The following is a 16,617-nucleotide window of genomic DNA, read 5'->3' on the forward strand; positions in this document are numbered from 1 at the left end:
CTTCAGATTTCTCGATACAAGAGTCAGGACACAAGTCCCAGAGCGCGTTTAACAGGCGCAAAACTGCGTCGGTGGTGCGCCGTCGCGCCATACTGGGCCAACTTTTCCAGATGAAAAGCGGTTGGATAGCCTTTGTGCTGCGCAAAGCCATACTGAGGAAAAACGATATCCAGCGCCGCCATTTCTGCGTCGCGGGTGACTTTCGCCAGAATAGACGCCGCGCTAATCTCCGCCACGCGGCTGTCGCCTTTCACCACGGCCATTGACGGCACAGGCAGCGCCGGACAGCGATTGCCGTCGATCAGCACATATTCTGGCGCAATATGCAGACCAGCGACAGCGCGCTGCATGGCGAGCATGGTGGCGTGTAAAATATTCAGCTCATCAATTTCATGCGCTTCCGCGCGTCCCAGACTCCAGCTTAATGCCTTTTCTTTAATCTCGTCATACAATGACAGACGACGCTTTTCAGACAATTTTTTGGAATCATTCAGACCGACGATCGGACGAGCCGGATCGAGGATCACGGCGGCGGTCACTACGGCGCCCACCAGCGGGCCACGGCCCACTTCATCCACACCCGCCACTAAATGGGTGTGTGGATAAACAAATTCGATCATTGTGCTAACTCCAGGACGGCATCTGCCGCCTGCTCATCGGCATTACAGCGGATCTGCTGATGCAGCTCACGGAAGGTGTCGTGCATCGCATGGCTGGTTTTACCGTTCGCCAGTAGCGGCAACAGCGCTTCGGCGAGTTTTTGCGGTTCGCACTCTTCCTGCAACAGCTCTTTGACTAATTCTCTTCCCGCCAGCAGGTTAGGCAAAGACACATACTCCGTTTTCACCAGACGTTTCGCCAGCCAGAAAGTGAAGGGCTTCATACGATACCCCACGACCATCGGGCATTTTGCCAGCATACACTCCAGCGCCGCCGTGCCTGAGGCCAGCAGAGCCGCGTCGCTGGCGATCATCGCCTCGCGCGCCATGCCGTCCAGCAAATGAACGGCGAGATCCGGCGCAACCTCCGCTTTAATTTTTTCAAACTGCTCGCGGCGTTTCGCGTTCACCAGCGGCACTACCACTTCCAGATCGGGATAGCGCTGTCGCAGCAATTGCGCGGTTTTCAGGAAGTCGGCGCTGAGCATTTCCACTTCCGCGCCACGGCTGCCTGGCAGTAGCGCCAGACAATGGGCGTCATGCGGGATACCCAACACGTCGCGCGCCGCATTTTTATCCGGGTCCAGCGGCATGGCATCCGCCATGGTGTGACCGATAAAGCGGCACGGGACGTTAAATTTATCGTAAAACGCTTTTTCGAAAGGCAGAAAGGCCAGCACCATATGGGTGGATCTGCCTATTTTGAAAACGCGTTTCTGTCGCCAGGCCCAAACGGACGGGCTGACATAATGAATAGTCTTAATCCCTTGCTTTTTCAGATTACCTTCGAGGGTAATATTGAAATCAGGGGCATCAATCCCGACAAAGACATCGGGCTTGAGTTCGGTAAAACGGCGGGTCAGATCGGCGCGGATATGCAACAAACGGCGTAAACGTCCGAGCACTTCAACAATGCCCATGACCGCCAGCTCTTCCATTTCGTACCAGGCTTCACACCCTTCGGCCTGCATACGCGGCCCCGCAACGCCCACAAAACGGGCGTTGGGTACGCGCGCTTTCAGCGCACGAATTAAGCCTGCGCCAAGAATATCGCCGGACGTTTCACCGGCGACCAGGGCAATCGTTAAAGGACGCTGTGCCGCCATTAACGAATCGGACCGCGCGTTGAACGCTCAAAGAACTCGGTAAACGCCTTCACTTCCGGATGCTTTTCAGCAAGTTCAGCGATTTCCAGCTTCGCTTCGTCGAGCGTTTTACCACTGCGGTACAACAGTTTGTAGGCATTACGAATCGCCACCAGCCCTTCACGGCTAAAGCCGCGACGCTTCAGCCCTTCGATATTTACCCCGAACGGCGTCGCATGGTTACCCTGCGCAATCACATACGGAGGGACATCCTGCGCCACGCCGGAGCAGCCGCCGACCATCACATGCGCACCGATAATGCAGAATTGATGAACTGCCGTCATACCGCCGATGATCGCAAAATCATCGACTGATACGTGCCCCGCCAGCGTGGCGTTGTTGGCGAGGATACAGCGATTACCTACCGTACAATCATGTGCGACATGCGCATTGATCATCAGCAGGTTATCGCTACCCACCTTCGTCAACCCACCGCCCTGCACTGTACCACGATGAATGGTGACGCTTTCGCGGATGCGGTTACGATCGCCAATTTCCACACGGGTCGGCTCACCCGCATATTTCAGATCCTGGTTCACTTCACCGATGGAGGCAAACTGATAAATCTCGTTGTCGCGGCCGATTTTGGTTTGACCATTTACGACCACATGAGACTTCAGTACGGTTCCCTCACCAATTTCGACCTGCGGCCCAACAATACAAAAGGGACCAATGTGGGCATTAGCGCCAATTACAGCGCCGTCTTCCACAATGGCGGTAGGATGAATAAAGGCGGATTTATCAATCACGAATCAGGCCTCCCGGCTACGAGCACACATCATGGTTGCTTCGCACACAACTTTACCGTCGACCAGCGCAACCCCTTTAAAGCGGGTCAGGCCACGGCGCGTTTTCTCGAAAGTGACTTCCATGATCATCTGATCGCCTGGCACCACCGGACGCTTAAAGCGCGCTTCATCAATACCCGCGAAATAATACAGTTCGCCAGGTTCCAGTTTACCAACGCTTTTAAACGCCAGAATACCGGTTGCCTGCGCCATCGCTTCCAGAATCAGCACGCCTGGCAAAATCGGTTTGCCCGGGAAATGCCCCTGGAAAAACGGCTCGTTGACGGAGACATTTTTCACCGCACGCAGAAAACGACCTTCTTCAAAGTCCAGCACGCGATCGACCAGTAAAAACGGAAAACGGTGCGGCAGAAGCTCTAAAATCTCTTCAATCTGCAGAGTATGAGTGTTAGTAGTCAAAATACTCTTCCTGTCCAAATATACAAAAAGGCAATAATAACACGGCCTGCCGCAATCGTATGAATGTGACAGGCCGGAAAAGAATGGCAACTACAAGGCGGAACGTTAGTCTTGTTGATTAACCTTGCGCTCAATCGCTTTGAGACGCTTGCTCATATCATCAATGTTCATCACCAGTGCAGCAGTTTTACGCCATACTTTGTTGGGTTGCAGCGGAATGCCTGAGGAGTAGACGCCCGGTTCCGTGATGGGACGCATCACCATACCCATGCCAGTTACCGTGACTTTGTCGCATATTTCCATATGCCCATTGATCACGCTGGCGCCGCCAATCATGCAGTAACGGCCAATCTTCAGGCTACCCGCCATAATGACGCCACCGGCAACTGCCGTATTGTCGCCAATCACGACGTTATGTGCAATCTGGCACTGATTATCAATAATCACGCCATTGCCAATAACAGTATCATCCAACGCACCACGGTCAATGGTGGTACAAGCGCCAATCTCGACACGATCGCCAATAATGACCCGGCCCAGTTGTGGGATCTTCACCCAGTTGCCACGATCGTTAGCGTAGCCAAAACCGTCCGCGCCGATCACCGTACTGGACTGGATCAGGCAATTCTCACCGATCTGAATGTCGTGGTAAATCGTTACGTTCGCCCACAAGCGTGAACCCGCCCCGATTTTGGTATTTTTCCCGACGAAACAGCCTGCGCCGATAACCACGTTATCGCCCAGTTGTACGCCAGATTCAATCACCGCATTCGCGCCGACTGAAACATTGCTACCCAGCGTTGCCGTCGCATCAATCACGGCGCTTGGCGCGATATTCTGCGCGGGCTGCGGCGTAGTATCTAAAATTTGCGCCATGCGCGCGTAGGTCAGGTAGGGATTTTTAACTACCAGCGCCGCGCTCTTGGCAAAAGGAAGATCGTCCTGCGTCATGACAACCGCAGAAGCCTGGCATAAACCTAAGTGTTCACGGTACTTAGGATTTACCATAAACGTAATGTGGCCTGTTGTTGCAGATTGCATGGACGCAACGCCGGTGATGACGATATCGCCATCACCGTGTAATTCTGCATCCAACTGTTCTGCTAAGTCAGCCAGTCGAATTGAAGGCATTACTTATTTAACCTGTTTCAGTACGTCAGCGGTGATGTCTTTCACATCGCTGCTGTTGTAAGCAACGGTGTTTGCGTCTACCACCAGATCGATACTCTGGTCGTTAGCCACTTTTTTCACCGCAGTCTGGATTCGAGTCACCAGTTTGTTGCGTTCTTCGTTGGAACGACGAGCGCGATCTTTCTCAAAAGCCTGCGCCTTTTGCGCGAAAGTCTGGCGCTGAGACATCACGTCTTTTTCCAGCTTAGTACGATCGCTACCTGCTTTCATGGATTGCAGACGCTGCATTTTAGATTGCAGATCGGTTTCCATTTTTTGCAGTTCAGCCGCACGGCCTTTAAATTCGTTTTCCAGTGTATTGGATACACCCGTCTTCTGCGCAACCTGTTGGAACAGATTGCCCATGTTGACGATTGCAATTTTGTCAGCAGCCTGTGCGGACGTTACCATCGCCAAACCAAGACCTGCAGCTAATAACCACTTTTTCACAATAAACTCCTTACCATCCCATTTGCACCCGAAGGTACAGCTCTTTGCGTGGCCTGGCGATCCCTGGGGGCATCGCCAAAAGTCATCGCTACACTACCAATGCATTCCTTTGCAGTGAACAATTACCAGGTTTTACCAATGTTAAACTGGAACTGCTCGGCTTTGTCTCCATCGTACTTTTTAAACGGCTGGGCGTAGGAGAAGACCAACGGCCCCAATGGGGACATCCATTGTAATGCGATACCCGCGGACATACGGATGTTGCCTGGATCGCTGTAGTCCGGTACATCTGACGGCGCAGATGACGGATCCCAGTTCGTATCCCAAACGGTACCCATATCCCAGAAGAAGGAGGTACGAACCGAGTTGGCATACTTTTCGCTGATGAACGGCGTCGGGGTAATAAATTCCAGGCTGGCGACAGCCATGGCATTACCACCTACCGCATCATCTGATTTACAGCCTGATTCCTGAGTACAATCTTCGTAATCATCATTATCGTCCCAACTAGTGTGGGCGCCATTTTTATAGACCGCTTTCGGGCCGATAGTATTCGACTGGAAACCACGCACGGTACTGGAACCACCGGCATAGAAGTTCTCATAGAACGGCATTTCCTTGCCGCCTAAACCATCGCCATAACCCCAACGAGTACGCCCCAAAACCACCCACTTGTGATCGTTATCGATAGGCACATAGGTCGCGGTATCCAGCGACACTTTGTAGTATTCGTTGTCGGAACCTGGGATCGTCACCTTACCCGTCAGGTTGACTCGCGAGCCGTCCGTCGGGAAATAACCACGGTCAAGCTTGTTATAGGTCCAGCCGTAGTTAAAGGTGAAGTCGTCGGCAGCAAAATCGCTGGCATCAGGGTCGCCCATCGATTCAAGATAACGATCCATCGCGATCTGCGGCTGCATGTTGGACAGTTTGTTATGGACATAACCCAGACCAGCACGCAACGTGTTGTACTCGTTGATGGGGAAGCCAAGCGTCACATCCGTACCGTAACTCTTGTTGGTATAGTCGGACAGGTCGGCATCATCCGCTTCAAAGTCGTTATAGAAGATACGACCACCGAGGCTCACGCCGTCAACGGTAAAGTATGGGTTAGTAACGGACAGTTCGCTGTAGGTCTGGTAGTCGTTTTTGGTACCGTTAATCCCCACGGAATAACCGGTACCTAACCAGTTGTCCTGCTGAACGCCGGCCTGGAAGCTAACGCCGCTTTCTGTACCGTAACCGATACCGAAGTTAAAGCTACCGGTGTTGCGCTCTTTCACCTTGTACACCACATCAACCTGATCCGGGCTACCCGGAACGCGCTGCGTGTCGGTGTCGACAGTTTCAAAGAAGCCGAGACGGTTCAAACGCTCTTTCCCCTGGTCAACCAGGTCGCTGCCCAGCCACGCCCCTTCCATCTGGCGCATTTCACGGCGCAGAACGGAATCTTTTGAGGTGTCGTTGCCTTCAAAGCGGATCTTACGCACGTAGAAACGGTTGCCCGCATCGACGTTTACGCGCAGTTTTACGGTTTTGTCAGCATCGTTAATTTCAGGCTGTGACTGCACGCGCGGATAGGCGTAACCATAGCGACCCAGAAGCTTTTTGATGTCATCTTCCATTTTGGTCACTTTGGTGCCGTTATAGAGCTCGCCCGGTTCAATTTTCGTCAGGTTCTCAATTTCAGCGGAATGTCCGGCCAGGTTACCGCTCACCTGAACCCCGGAAAGCTTGTACTGATCGCCTTCGGTGATATTGACGGTGATGTAGATCCCTTTCTTATCCGGCGTCAGACTCACTTGCGTGGAGTCAATATTGAAACGCGCGTAGCCGCGATCCAGATAGTAACTGCGCAAGGTTTCAAGGTCGCCCGCCAGCTTCTGTTTCTGGTATTTACGATCGCCGACGACGTTCCACCACGGCACTTCGTCACGCAACTGGAAATGAGAAATGAGTTCTTCGGTGCTAAAGGCATGGTTACCGACGATGTTGATCTGTTGGATCTTCGCCGATACGCCCTCCTGGAACACCAGTTTAAGATCAACACGGTTGCGCGGCAGCGGCGTGACGACCGCCTTAACGCTGGCGCTGTATTTACCTACGCTATAGTAAAAGTCTTCCAGACCTTTTTCGATATCAGACAGCGTGGTGCGATCCAGAGACTCGCCAACACGTACGCCAGACGCTTCGAGGTTTTGCTTGAGCATGTCATCTTTCACCGACTTGTTCCCGGAGAAAGTGATGCTGGCAATGGTCGGACGTTCTTTTACCTGAACCAGAAGGGTATTACCATCGCGCAGGACGCGGACGTCCTCAAAGTTGCCGGTGGCGAACAGAGCGCGAATGGTGTTACTGATATCTTCATCATTAACCGTGTCGCCTGTGCGCACCGGCATACTGAGGAGAGCCGCACCAACGGCGACTCGCTGCAGGCCTTCGAAATGAATGTCCTTCACTACGAACCCTTCAGCACCGTATACGGTGGCGCTGCTGAACAGCAGCGACGCTATGAGCAACTTTTTCATCGCCATCGTTATTATGCGTTCTTCCTAACTAACTCTCTTACAACCGAGAGAAATCATTGAAAAGTGCAAGCCCCATTAACAACACCAGCAAAATCGAGCCAATGCGATAACTAAAGTCTTGAACCCGCTCGGATACCGGCCCGCCCTTAAGCTTTTCAATCGCCAGGAACAGCAGATGACCCCCGTCAAGAACGGGCAGCGGAAACAGGTTAATTATCCCTAAGTTCACGCTGATTAGCGCAAGGAACATCAGGTAATAAATCACCCCGAACTCCGCTGACATCCCAGCCCCCTGAGCGATAGAAATCGGCCCACTGAGGTTGTTCAGTTTCACATCACCGGTTATCAATTTACCCAGCATACTGACCGTCAGCTTCATCAACTGCCACGTCTTATCCGTGGCTTCGAGGATGGCGCTAAAAGGCCCATACTGGCGTATAGTCTTGTACTCTTCCGGCAGAGGAATAATTTTAGGCACCACGCCTGCAAACCCTTCCGCCTTTCCGTTAACCGATTTCGTATCCGGCGTTAACGTCAACGACAAGGCGCTCCCCTGCCTTTCAATCTCTAACGCTAACGGCTTACCGGGATTATCGCGTACAAACGTCACGAATTTCATCCACTGCGTTAACGGCTGACCATCGACTTTAACGATCCTGTCGCCTGCTTGCAAACCCGCTTTACTGGCTGCGGAATTCGCCTGCACTTCTGACAGTACCGGTTCGATCTGTGGCCCGCGGGGCCGAATTCCTAAAGAAGATACAGGATCTTGCTTATCAGGCTCAAATGCCCAGTGACGTAAATCAAGCGTTTTGTCCTGCCGCTGGTCGCTGCCAAACGGCGCGACGCTCACCGTCGTCTGCTGATCGCCAATTTTGGACACCAGTTGTAAACGCACGGCATCCCAATCAGGGGTTTCGATACCATCAACGGCTTTAAGTTCCGTACCAGGCGCAATTTGCGCCTGCGCAGCAATCGAGTTGGGCGTTATTTCGCCAATGACCGGACGAACGCCAGGGACGCCGATGATAAAGACCAGCCAGTAAGCAAAGATAGCAAAAATGAAGTTCGCAACCGGACCTGCGGCAATAATTGCGGCGCGCTGGCCCACCGTTTTGTTATTGAAGGCGTGACGACGCAATTCCGGCGCTACCGGTTCGGCGCGCTCATCCAGCATTTTGACGTAGCCGCCCAGCGGGATCAGGGCGATGACATACTCGGTGCCGTACCGATCGGTACGACGCCAGAGCGCTTTGCCAAAACCGATGGAAAAGCGCTCAACTCGCACACCGCAGCGCCGGGCAACCCAGAAATGACCAAATTCATGCACAGTGATCAGCACGCCCAGTGCGATGATGAATGCAGCCAGATTCCAGAGAATACTCAGCATAAAACCTTCCGTTAGAGCGTCCTGAACACCAGTAACAACAGGCAAGCAAAGACCGGTACGGCAGCCGTCAGGCTGTCAATTCGGTCCAGAATGCCGCCATGACCTGGAATCAAGTGGCCGCTATCCTTAATTCCTGCTTCGCGCTTAAACATACTCTCGGTGAGGTCGCCCAGTACAGAAGCCAGAGCCGCCACCACAGAGCAAATCAGCAAGATAACAGGCGCAACATTCAGATTCGCCCACATACCGTAACCCCATGAGATCACGGCAGCCGTAGCAAGCCCGCCGATAAACCCTTGCCAGGTTTTACCCGGGGAAACCTTCGGCGCCAGCTTATGTTTGCCAAATAATTTACCAAACATATACGCGCCAGAGTCCGCTCCCCAGACCAGGATCATGACATAGAGTAGCCATATTGCGCCACTGTAATGATTCTCGTCATAGTGCCAGGCGCGCAGCGCCAGCATTCCCCAGAAAAATGGCACAATAGTTAACAAACCGAAAATGAGACGCAATGTTTTTGAGTTGCGCCAGATTGCCGCCGAACCGGGATAAAATAGCACCAGCAGTAGCGCGACAACCCACCATCCTAACGATGCCCAAAGCGACATCTCAACCAGCGGTTGACGAATGTTGTGATGATACTCAGGCAACAAAAATAGCATCAGCGCCAATAACAGACCACACAGCACCGCCAGCCAAACCCGCTGTGAACGCGCGGCGAAACCGCTTAACTGTCCCCATTCCCACGCGGCCAGCATACAGACAACCAGCGTAATAATGGCGAACCCCACCGGCGGCAATAAAAAAAGCGCAGCGATGACCGCGGGTATTAACACAAAAGCAGAAATCAGGCGATACTTCAGCAAAAGCAACCCCCATCAGGCTTTGTCATCACCAGGCTCGGTACCGCCGAAACGACGCTCTCGATTAGCAAAGGCATGCAGCGCACCTTCAAAGTCTTGTTCATCGAAATCGGGCCAAAGAACATCCGTAAAGTAAAGTTCGGCATAGGCAATTTGCCAAAGCAAAAAGTTACTAATGCGATGCTCTCCCCCAGTCCTAATTACTAAATCCACAGGCGCCAGCTCATGCATACAGATTTGCTGGCCTAGTCTCTCTTCATCAATCTGATCGGGGCGCAGCACTCCAGCCTGCACCTGTTCCGCCAGTTGTCGGACTCCCTGGACAATATCCCAACGTCCGCCGTAATTCGCAGCGATATTCAGCGTTAGACCCGTATTATGGGCGGTAAGCGCTTCTGATTTGCGAATACGTTCTTGTAAACGTGAGTTGAATCGGCTGATATCGCCGATAATACGCAGGCGAACGTTATGGCGGTGCAGGCTTTTGACTTCGCTATCCAGCGCCCACACAAACAGCTCCATTAACGCGCTCACTTCCTGCACTGGTCGGTTCCAGTTTTCACTACTAAAGGCATACAGCGTTAACGCATCAATACCGTTATTGGCAGCAAAAGAGACCGCTCGCCGGACGGACTTCGCCCCGGCTTTATGCCCAAAGGCCCGGATCTTCCCTTGCTTTTTCGCCCAGCGGCCATTGCCATCCATAATTATGGCAACATGACGGCAGCCATGTGCTGGCAAATTTTCGCTTACTGGTTGAGTTGCAGACAACATAACGCGTTTTTTGTCCCTGAAAGGATTTAGCGGTACTCAGGAATACTGAAGCCTTTATACACATTCTCTTCGCTCCGCTTCGCGAATGACTGCGCCTCATCGCCCCTGTCGTGCGCTGTCTGCGCACGCCGGGAACGTATCCGCCTGCCGTCCCGATGCGTCCTGAATGATTTTGTGTATCCACAAAAAAGCCGTGTAAAACCACGGCTAACCTGACCGAAAAAAGCCAAAAACCTGCGATCAGGTGGCGCAGACTATATCACCGAAGCCCAACGCTAACAAATAGCACGATCTTCTGTCGCGGGATAATCGTCAGCGTGAGAGCCGTATCACTTGTTTTCTGGCTACTTCACGCGCGATGGCGTCAACCTGCAATACGTCATCAACGCTTGCCGGTTCGTGTAAATCCATCCTCTCCAGCACCGCTAAATTGAGCCCGGCGATATCGGTAAAACGAATCTGTTGCGCCAGAAACGCGGCAACGGTGATTTCGTTTGCCGCATTGAGCGCCGTCGTTGCCGCCTGACCTTGCTCAAACGCCTCCATCGCCAGCTTCAGGCAAGGATAACGCTGATAATCTGGCGCGCTAAACGTCAGCGCGCTGAGTTTGCAAAAATCGAGCGGCTGCGCGCCGGACGTGACGCGATTCGGCCATGCCATCGTATGCGCAATAGGCGTACGCATGTCAGGTTCTCCAAGCTGCGCCAGGACGCTGCCGTCCTGATAACGCACCATCGAATGAATGACCGATTGCGGATGGATCAACACTTCCATCTGACATGCGCTGGCATTAAATAACCAACGCGCTTCAATGTATTCCAGACCTTTATTCATCATGGTGGCGGAATCGACGGAGATTTTTCGCCCCATCGACCAGTTCGGATGACGACATGCCTGATCCGGCGTCATCGCTGCCAGATCGCACATTGGCGTTTCACGAAACGGGCCACCAGACCCGGTAAGCAAAATCGACGTTACGCCATTTTGCTCAAGGTCAGCGTATCCCAGATTATGCTGAATAGATTGCGGCAAACTCTGAAAAATCGCGTTATGTTCGCTATCGACAGGTAAAAGCCGGGCGTTGCTGCGTTTTACTTCGTCCATAAACAGCCGCCCGCAGGTCACCAGCGATTCTTTATTCGCCAGCAGAATCGTCTTCCCTGCGCGAATCGCCGCCAGGGTCGGCAGTAAACCAGCCGCGCCCACAATGGCCGCCATCACATGCCCGACCTCATCAAGCGCCGCCATCTCACAGGCAGCCTGCTGACCGCTCAGAACCTCGGTGCGGCTGCCATGCTGCTGAAGCATTATTTTGAGCTGTTCTGCGCTCGACGTATCGTCCATCACGGCATAACGCGGCGAGAACTCCAGGCACTGCTCCGCCATGCGGGCGACATTTTTACCCGCCACCAGCGCGATAACGCGGAAGCTATCAGGATTATGGCGCACCACGTCCAGTGTGCTGCAACCAATAGAGCCAGTCGAGCCCAGAATGGTTAATTGCTTCATGAAACGTCCAGAAGTGTTGAAACGGAATAAAAAGCAAAACGCCGCACAGGAGACCTGATAATGTCTTCTGCGCGGCGCTTTGTACACCACTCATCCGCCAGGTTTAGCGGTGGAATGAGTTTATATCTGCGTACAGATCAATCAGAACTGCATCAGTTCTGCTTCTTTATCTGCCAACGCCGCATCCACTTTCTTAATTGCCGCGTCGGTCATTTTCTGTACTTCTTCCTGAGAGCGACGATCGTCATCTTCACTGATCGCTTTATCTTTCAGCAGAGCTTTTACTTTATCGTTCGCATCACGGCGGACGTTACGAACGGCGACACGCGCCTGCTCCGCTTCGCCACGGACAATTTTCGTCAGATCTTTACGACGTTCTTCGGTCAGCGGCGGCAGCGGAACGCGAATGTCGGTGCCCGCAGAGCTTGGATTCAAACCGAGGTCTGACGCCATGATCGCTTTTTCAACGGCTGGCCCCATAGAACGGTCAAACACGTTAATTTTTAAGGTACGGGAGTCTTCTACCGTTACGCTTGCCAACTGGCGCAGCGGGGTCGGAGTGCCATAGTATTCTACGACAATACCATCCAGCAGGCTGGGAGAAGCACGACCCGTGCGCACTTTGCTGATTTGGGTTTTGAACGCTTCAACGCATTTTTCCATGCGTACTTCAGCATCTTTTCTGATATCGCTAATCACGTTACGAATCCTTGAAAACTAGTCTCAGTCAGACCAGACGGTCACACAATATAAAGATGTGCTAAGTATAGTCTCGTTTAATTTCTGCCAGGTAATAAGACCCGTCAATAGAACAGAATCTTACCCGTATTTGGCGCTCACGGGAATTATTCCGTGATTAACGTCCCTTCTTTTTCGCCCATCACCACACGACGCAGCGCGCCCGGTTTGTTCATGTTGAAAACACGAATCGGCAGTTTGTGGTCACGAGCCAGCGTGAACGCCGCCAGATCCATCACTTTCAGCTCTTTATCCAGCACTTCGCTGTAGGTCAGCTGATCGTACATGGTCGCGGAAGGATCTTTTGCCGGATCGGCAGTGAATACGCCATCCACTTTGGTCGCTTTCAGTACGACATCCGCTTCAATTTCGATCCCGCGCAGACAGGCCGCAGAGTCGGTAGTGAAGAACGGGTTACCCGTACCTGCAGACAGAATCACAACACGGTTATTACGCAGCAGGCTAATAGCCTCGGCCCAACTGTAGTTGTCGCACACGCCGTTTAAAGGAATTGCCGACATCAGGCGGGCGTTCACATAGGCGCGGTGAAGCGCATCACGCATTGCCAGGCCGTTCATGACGGTGGCCAACATGCCCATGTGGTCGCCCACAACGCGGTTCATCCCCGCTTTTGCCAGACCCGCGCCACGGAACAGGTTACCACCGCCAATCACCACACCAACCTGAATACCCAGTTCAACCAGTTCTTTGATCTCCTGAGCCATACGATCCAGTATGCTTGCATCAATACCGAAGCCTTCCGTACCCTGCAGAGCTTCGCCGCTTAATTTAAGCAGAATGCGTTTATAGACGGGTTTTGCATTGGTAGCCATGTTTCTTTCCTGAGACTGTCAACGATTGATATGAGTTAATTCCGGCGACATTGTACGTCGCATTTCAGCGCAGACGCCAGGCGTCGGCTGATTTTACAAGAGAGGCGCAAAAAGAAGCCGCCCTCAGGCGGCTCCTCAGGAAAATCAGGACTGCTTAGACATCGCAGCAACTTCTGCTGCAAAGTCAGTCTCGACTTTCTCAATGCCTTCGCCCACTTCAAAGCGGATGAAGCCAGTCACGTCAGCGTTGTGCTCTTTCAGCAGTTGGCCAACAGATTTGCTCGGTTCCATGACGAAAGGCTGACCAGTCAGAGAAACTTCGCCGGTGAATTTCTTCATGCGGCCTTCAACCATTTTCTCTGCGATTTCTTTCGGCTTACCGGACTGCATCGCGATGTCCAGCTGTACCTGGTACTCTTTCTCTACCACGTCAGCAGACACGTCTTCCGGCTTAACGAATTCCGGCTTGCTTGCCGCAACGTGCATCGCCAGCTGTTTAACCAGCTCTTCGTCAGCGCCTTTAGCGGCAACCAGAACGCCAATGCGCGCACCGTGCTGGTAAGAACCCAGAACGTCGCCTTCCAGGGAAGCTACGCGACGAATGTTGATGTTCTCGCCGATTTTCGCAACCAGAGCAACGCGCTCTTCTTCGAACTGCGCTTTCAGGACTTCTACGTCAGTGATTTTGCCAGCAACAGCGGCATCCAGCACTTTGTCAGCAAATGCCTGGAAGCCAGCATCTTTAGCCACGAAGTCAGTCTGGCAGTTAACTTCCAGAATGAAAGCGACGTTGCCGTCGATTTTGGTTTTGATTACGCCGTCAGCAGCCACGTTGCCTGCTTTTTTCGCTGCTTTGATAGCGCCGGACTTACGCATGTTTTCGATTGCCAGCTCAATGTCGCCATTCGCTTCAGTCAGCGCTTTTTTGCAATCCATCATGCCTGCGCCAGTACGCTCACGCAGCTCTTTTACCAGGGATGCGGTAATTTCAGCCATTCTAAAATCCTCGAAAGATTTGATCTGCCCGGCATCAAACCGCACAGATATAAAAGTGAAAAAGGGGGCCATATACAGGCCCCCTAACCAAACGTGATACTACCTGGTCTATAAGGGCTCTCCCCTTCATATTTCGAGCCGCAGGCGCGTTGCCTTCACTCGCTCATCCCGGTCACTTACTGATGTAAGCTCCCGGGAATTCTCGAGCTTGCCGCCTTCCTGCAACTCGAACTATTTTAGGGAGTTATCAAGCCTTATTACTCGGCTTCTACGAAGCTTTCTTCCGCCTGGGAAGCCAGATCCTGAGAACGGCCTTCACGAACGGTTGCAGCGACAGCGCCCAGGTACAGGCTAACAGCACGGATTGCGTCATCGTTACCCGGGATAACGAAGTCAACGCCGTCCGGATCAGAGTTGGTATCAACGATAGCAAATACCGGGATACCCAGGTTGTTCGCTTCTTTGATAGCAATGTGCTCGTGGTCAGCATCGATAACGAACAGAGCGTCCGGCAGACCGCCCATGTCTTTGATACCGCCCAGGCTGTTTTCCAGTTTCTCAAGCTCACGAGTACGCATCAGCGCTTCTTTCTTGGTCAGCTTTTCGAAAGTACCGTCCTGAGACTGAGTTTCCAGGTCTTTCAGACGTTTGATGGACTGACGAACTGTTTTCCAGTTAGTCAGCATACCGCCCAGCCAGCGATGGTTCACGAAGAACTGGTCGCAGCTGTTAGCAGCTTCTTTCACCGCTTCGCTTGCAGCGCGTTTAGTACCAACGAAAAGGATTTTACCTTTACGAGCAGAGATCTTGTTCAGTTCAGCCAGAGCTTCGTTGAACATCGGTACAGTTTTCTCAAGGTTGATGATGTGAACTTTGTTACGCGCGCCGAAGATGAACGGCTTCATTTTCGGGTTCCAGTAACGGGTCTGGTGACCGAAGTGAACACCAGCCTTGAGCATGTCGCGCATGGAAACAGTTGCCATGATTTAAAACCTCTATAGATTAAGTTGGGGTTATGCCTCCACGTATCCCATATTACCGACCCCAAAGGGCACCCCGGAATATGTGCCGATACGTGTGTGTTGTTACACAAAGTGAGATTTGTCGCTCCCGTCCATCGTGTGTAGTCTTCGAATGGATCGGAAGTCCGGCGCGCTTTATACCACAAATACGCCACCGACACCAATAATTGTTGGCACTCAGTGCTGAATTGAACGATGAATTTCGTGTTACAGGCAGGCGGCAAATTTTTGAATCCCCTGGAGCTTACGGCCAGTAAGTGACTGGGGTGAAAAAATGTCGCCAACACACCTGTGGCACGAAAGGCGAAGTTCAGAATGATTCTCAATTTGGCAGGGTACACCCCTGACTGATACCATTGTCAGCACTTACACAATTATTGCCGAAATCATCGGCACTGATGGACAGAATTCATGGCTATCTCTATCAAGACATCTGAAGACATCGAAAAAATGCGCGTCGCGGGCCGTCTGGCAGCCGAAGTGCTGGAAATGATCGAACCGTATATCAAACCGGGCGTCACCACCGGCGAACTGGACCGTATCTGTAACGATTACATCGTTAACGAACAACACGCGATCTCCGCCTGCCTCGGCTACCACGGCTATCCGAAATCCGTCTGTATCTCTATTAATGAAGTGGTGTGCCACGGCATTCCGGATGACGCTAAACATCTGAAAGATGGTGATATCGTCAACATCGACGTGACCGTGATTAAAGATGAATTCCACGGCGATACCTCGAAGATGTTTATCGTCGGCAAACCGACCATTCTGGGCGAGCGTCTGTGCCGCGTCACGCAAGAGAGCCTGTATCTGGGCATCAAAATGGTGAAACCGGGCATCCGCCTGCGCACCATTGGCGCCGCCATCCAGAAATATGCCGAAGGCGAAGGTTTCTCCGTGGTACGTGAATACTGCGGACACGGTATTGGTCGCGGCTTCCATGAAGAACCGCAGGTGCTGCATTATGATGCAGACGATGGCGGCGTCGTGTTGCAGCCTGGCATGACCTTTACCATTGAACCGATGCTGAACGCCGGGGATTACCGTATCCGCACCATGAAAGACGGCTGGACGGTAAAAACCAAAGACCGCAGCTTGTCTGCTCAGTACGAGCATACTATTGTGGTAACGGAAAACGGCTGTGAAATTCTGACGCTGCGTAAAGATGACACCATCCCGGCGATCATCACACACGACGAATAATGTTTTGCCTGATGGCGATGCCTTCGCATCTTATCAGGCCTACAAATTACACCTTTACTCAAAATCATTCGAGTTGCCTCAAGGCGGCAAGAGAGTGAATCTTCAGGAGCGTACATAAGTACG

Annotated in this window: 16 protein-coding genes; 1 reads left to right on the forward strand and 15 read right to left on the reverse strand. The window is 52.4% G+C overall.

Going from position 1 to position 16,617, the window contains the following annotated elements; all coding sequences use genetic code 11:
- Nucleotides 1-23: 23 nt before the first annotated feature.
- From rnhB to rpsB, 15 genes are all read right to left on the reverse strand, one after another.
- Nucleotides 24-620 carry a ribonuclease HII gene (gene rnhB / locus HV477_RS09520; protein WP_000569411.1) on the reverse strand — a complete coding sequence of 199 codons (597 nt, stop codon included), beginning with the start codon at nt 618-620 and terminating at the stop codon, nt 24-26.
- Complete coding sequence (gene lpxB, locus HV477_RS09525; RefSeq protein ID WP_000741216.1) at nt 617-1,765, reverse strand: lipid-A-disaccharide synthase; 1,149 nt, start codon at nt 1,763-1,765, stop codon at nt 617-619. Before lpxB ends, rnhB begins: the two co-directional genes overlap by 4 nt.
- Nucleotides 1,765-2,553, reverse strand: a complete 789-nt coding sequence (gene lpxA / locus HV477_RS09530; protein WP_000565950.1) for an acyl-ACP--UDP-N-acetylglucosamine O-acyltransferase — start codon at nt 2,551-2,553, stop codon at nt 1,765-1,767. Before lpxA ends, lpxB begins: the two co-directional genes overlap by 1 nt.
- Nucleotides 2,554-2,556: 3 nt before the next feature.
- Nucleotides 2,557-3,012 carry a 3-hydroxyacyl-ACP dehydratase FabZ gene (gene fabZ / locus HV477_RS09535; protein ID WP_000210741.1) on the reverse strand — a complete coding sequence of 152 codons (456 nt, stop codon included), beginning with the start codon at nt 3,010-3,012 and terminating at the stop codon, nt 2,557-2,559.
- Nucleotides 3,013-3,117: 105 nt separating this feature from the next.
- A complete protein-coding gene (lpxD, locus tag HV477_RS09540) occupies nt 3,118-4,143 on the reverse strand; it encodes a UDP-3-O-(3-hydroxymyristoyl)glucosamine N-acyltransferase (RefSeq protein WP_001139266.1) in 1,026 nt (341 codons plus the stop codon).
- Nucleotides 4,144-4,146: 3 nt separating this feature from the next.
- On the reverse strand, nt 4,147-4,632 hold the full coding sequence (skp, locus tag HV477_RS09545) for a molecular chaperone Skp (RefSeq protein ID WP_000758966.1): 486 nt from the start codon (nt 4,630-4,632) through the stop codon (nt 4,147-4,149).
- Nucleotides 4,633-4,754: 122 nt separating this feature from the next.
- Nucleotides 4,755-7,166 (reverse strand): outer membrane protein assembly factor BamA, encoded by a 2,412-nt coding sequence (bamA, locus tag HV477_RS09550; protein ID WP_021293678.1) that lies wholly within the window; start codon nt 7,164-7,166, stop codon nt 4,755-4,757.
- A 31-nt stretch (nt 7,167-7,197) separates the two neighbouring features.
- Nucleotides 7,198-8,550 carry a sigma E protease regulator RseP gene (gene rseP / locus HV477_RS09555; protein ID WP_000949017.1) on the reverse strand — a complete coding sequence of 451 codons (1,353 nt, stop codon included), beginning with the start codon at nt 8,548-8,550 and terminating at the stop codon, nt 7,198-7,200.
- An 11-nt stretch (nt 8,551-8,561) separates the two neighbouring features.
- Nucleotides 8,562-9,419 (reverse strand): phosphatidate cytidylyltransferase, encoded by an 858-nt coding sequence (gene cdsA / locus HV477_RS09560; RefSeq protein ID WP_000922422.1) that lies wholly within the window; start codon nt 9,417-9,419, stop codon nt 8,562-8,564.
- Between the two features lie 12 nt (nt 9,420-9,431).
- Nucleotides 9,432-10,190, reverse strand: coding sequence for a (2E,6E)-farnesyl-diphosphate-specific ditrans,polycis-undecaprenyl-diphosphate synthase (gene ispU / locus HV477_RS09565; RefSeq protein ID WP_079898653.1), 759 nt, complete (start codon nt 10,188-10,190; stop codon nt 9,432-9,434).
- 312 nt (nt 10,191-10,502) lie between these two features.
- Complete coding sequence (ispC, locus tag HV477_RS09570; protein ID WP_079898656.1) at nt 10,503-11,699, reverse strand: 1-deoxy-D-xylulose-5-phosphate reductoisomerase; 1,197 nt, start codon at nt 11,697-11,699, stop codon at nt 10,503-10,505.
- Between the two features lie 141 nt (nt 11,700-11,840).
- Complete coding sequence (gene frr / locus HV477_RS09575; RefSeq protein ID WP_000622423.1) at nt 11,841-12,398, reverse strand: ribosome recycling factor; 558 nt, start codon at nt 12,396-12,398, stop codon at nt 11,841-11,843.
- A 146-nt stretch (nt 12,399-12,544) separates the two neighbouring features.
- Entirely contained in the window at nt 12,545-13,270 is a 726-nt protein-coding gene (pyrH, locus tag HV477_RS09580) for a UMP kinase (protein WP_000224567.1), read from the reverse strand.
- 144 nt (nt 13,271-13,414) lie between these two features.
- Nucleotides 13,415-14,266 (reverse strand): translation elongation factor Ts, encoded by an 852-nt coding sequence (tsf, locus tag HV477_RS09585; protein ID WP_000808106.1) that lies wholly within the window; start codon nt 14,264-14,266, stop codon nt 13,415-13,417.
- Between the two features lie 257 nt (nt 14,267-14,523).
- A complete protein-coding gene (gene rpsB / locus HV477_RS09590; protein WP_000246886.1) occupies nt 14,524-15,249 on the reverse strand; it encodes a 30S ribosomal protein S2 in 726 nt (241 codons plus the stop codon).
- A gap of 450 nt (nt 15,250-15,699) precedes the next feature.
- Between rpsB and map the strand changes: the two genes are divergently transcribed.
- Nucleotides 15,700-16,494, forward strand: a complete 795-nt coding sequence (gene map, locus HV477_RS09595) for a type I methionyl aminopeptidase (protein WP_001018214.1) — start codon at nt 15,700-15,702, stop codon at nt 16,492-16,494.
- Nucleotides 16,495-16,617: the final 123 nt, after the last annotated feature.

Source organism: Salmonella sp. SG203 (assembly GCF_013350575.1).
Lineage (GTDB): Bacteria > Pseudomonadota > Gammaproteobacteria > Enterobacterales > Enterobacteriaceae > Salmonella > Salmonella enterica.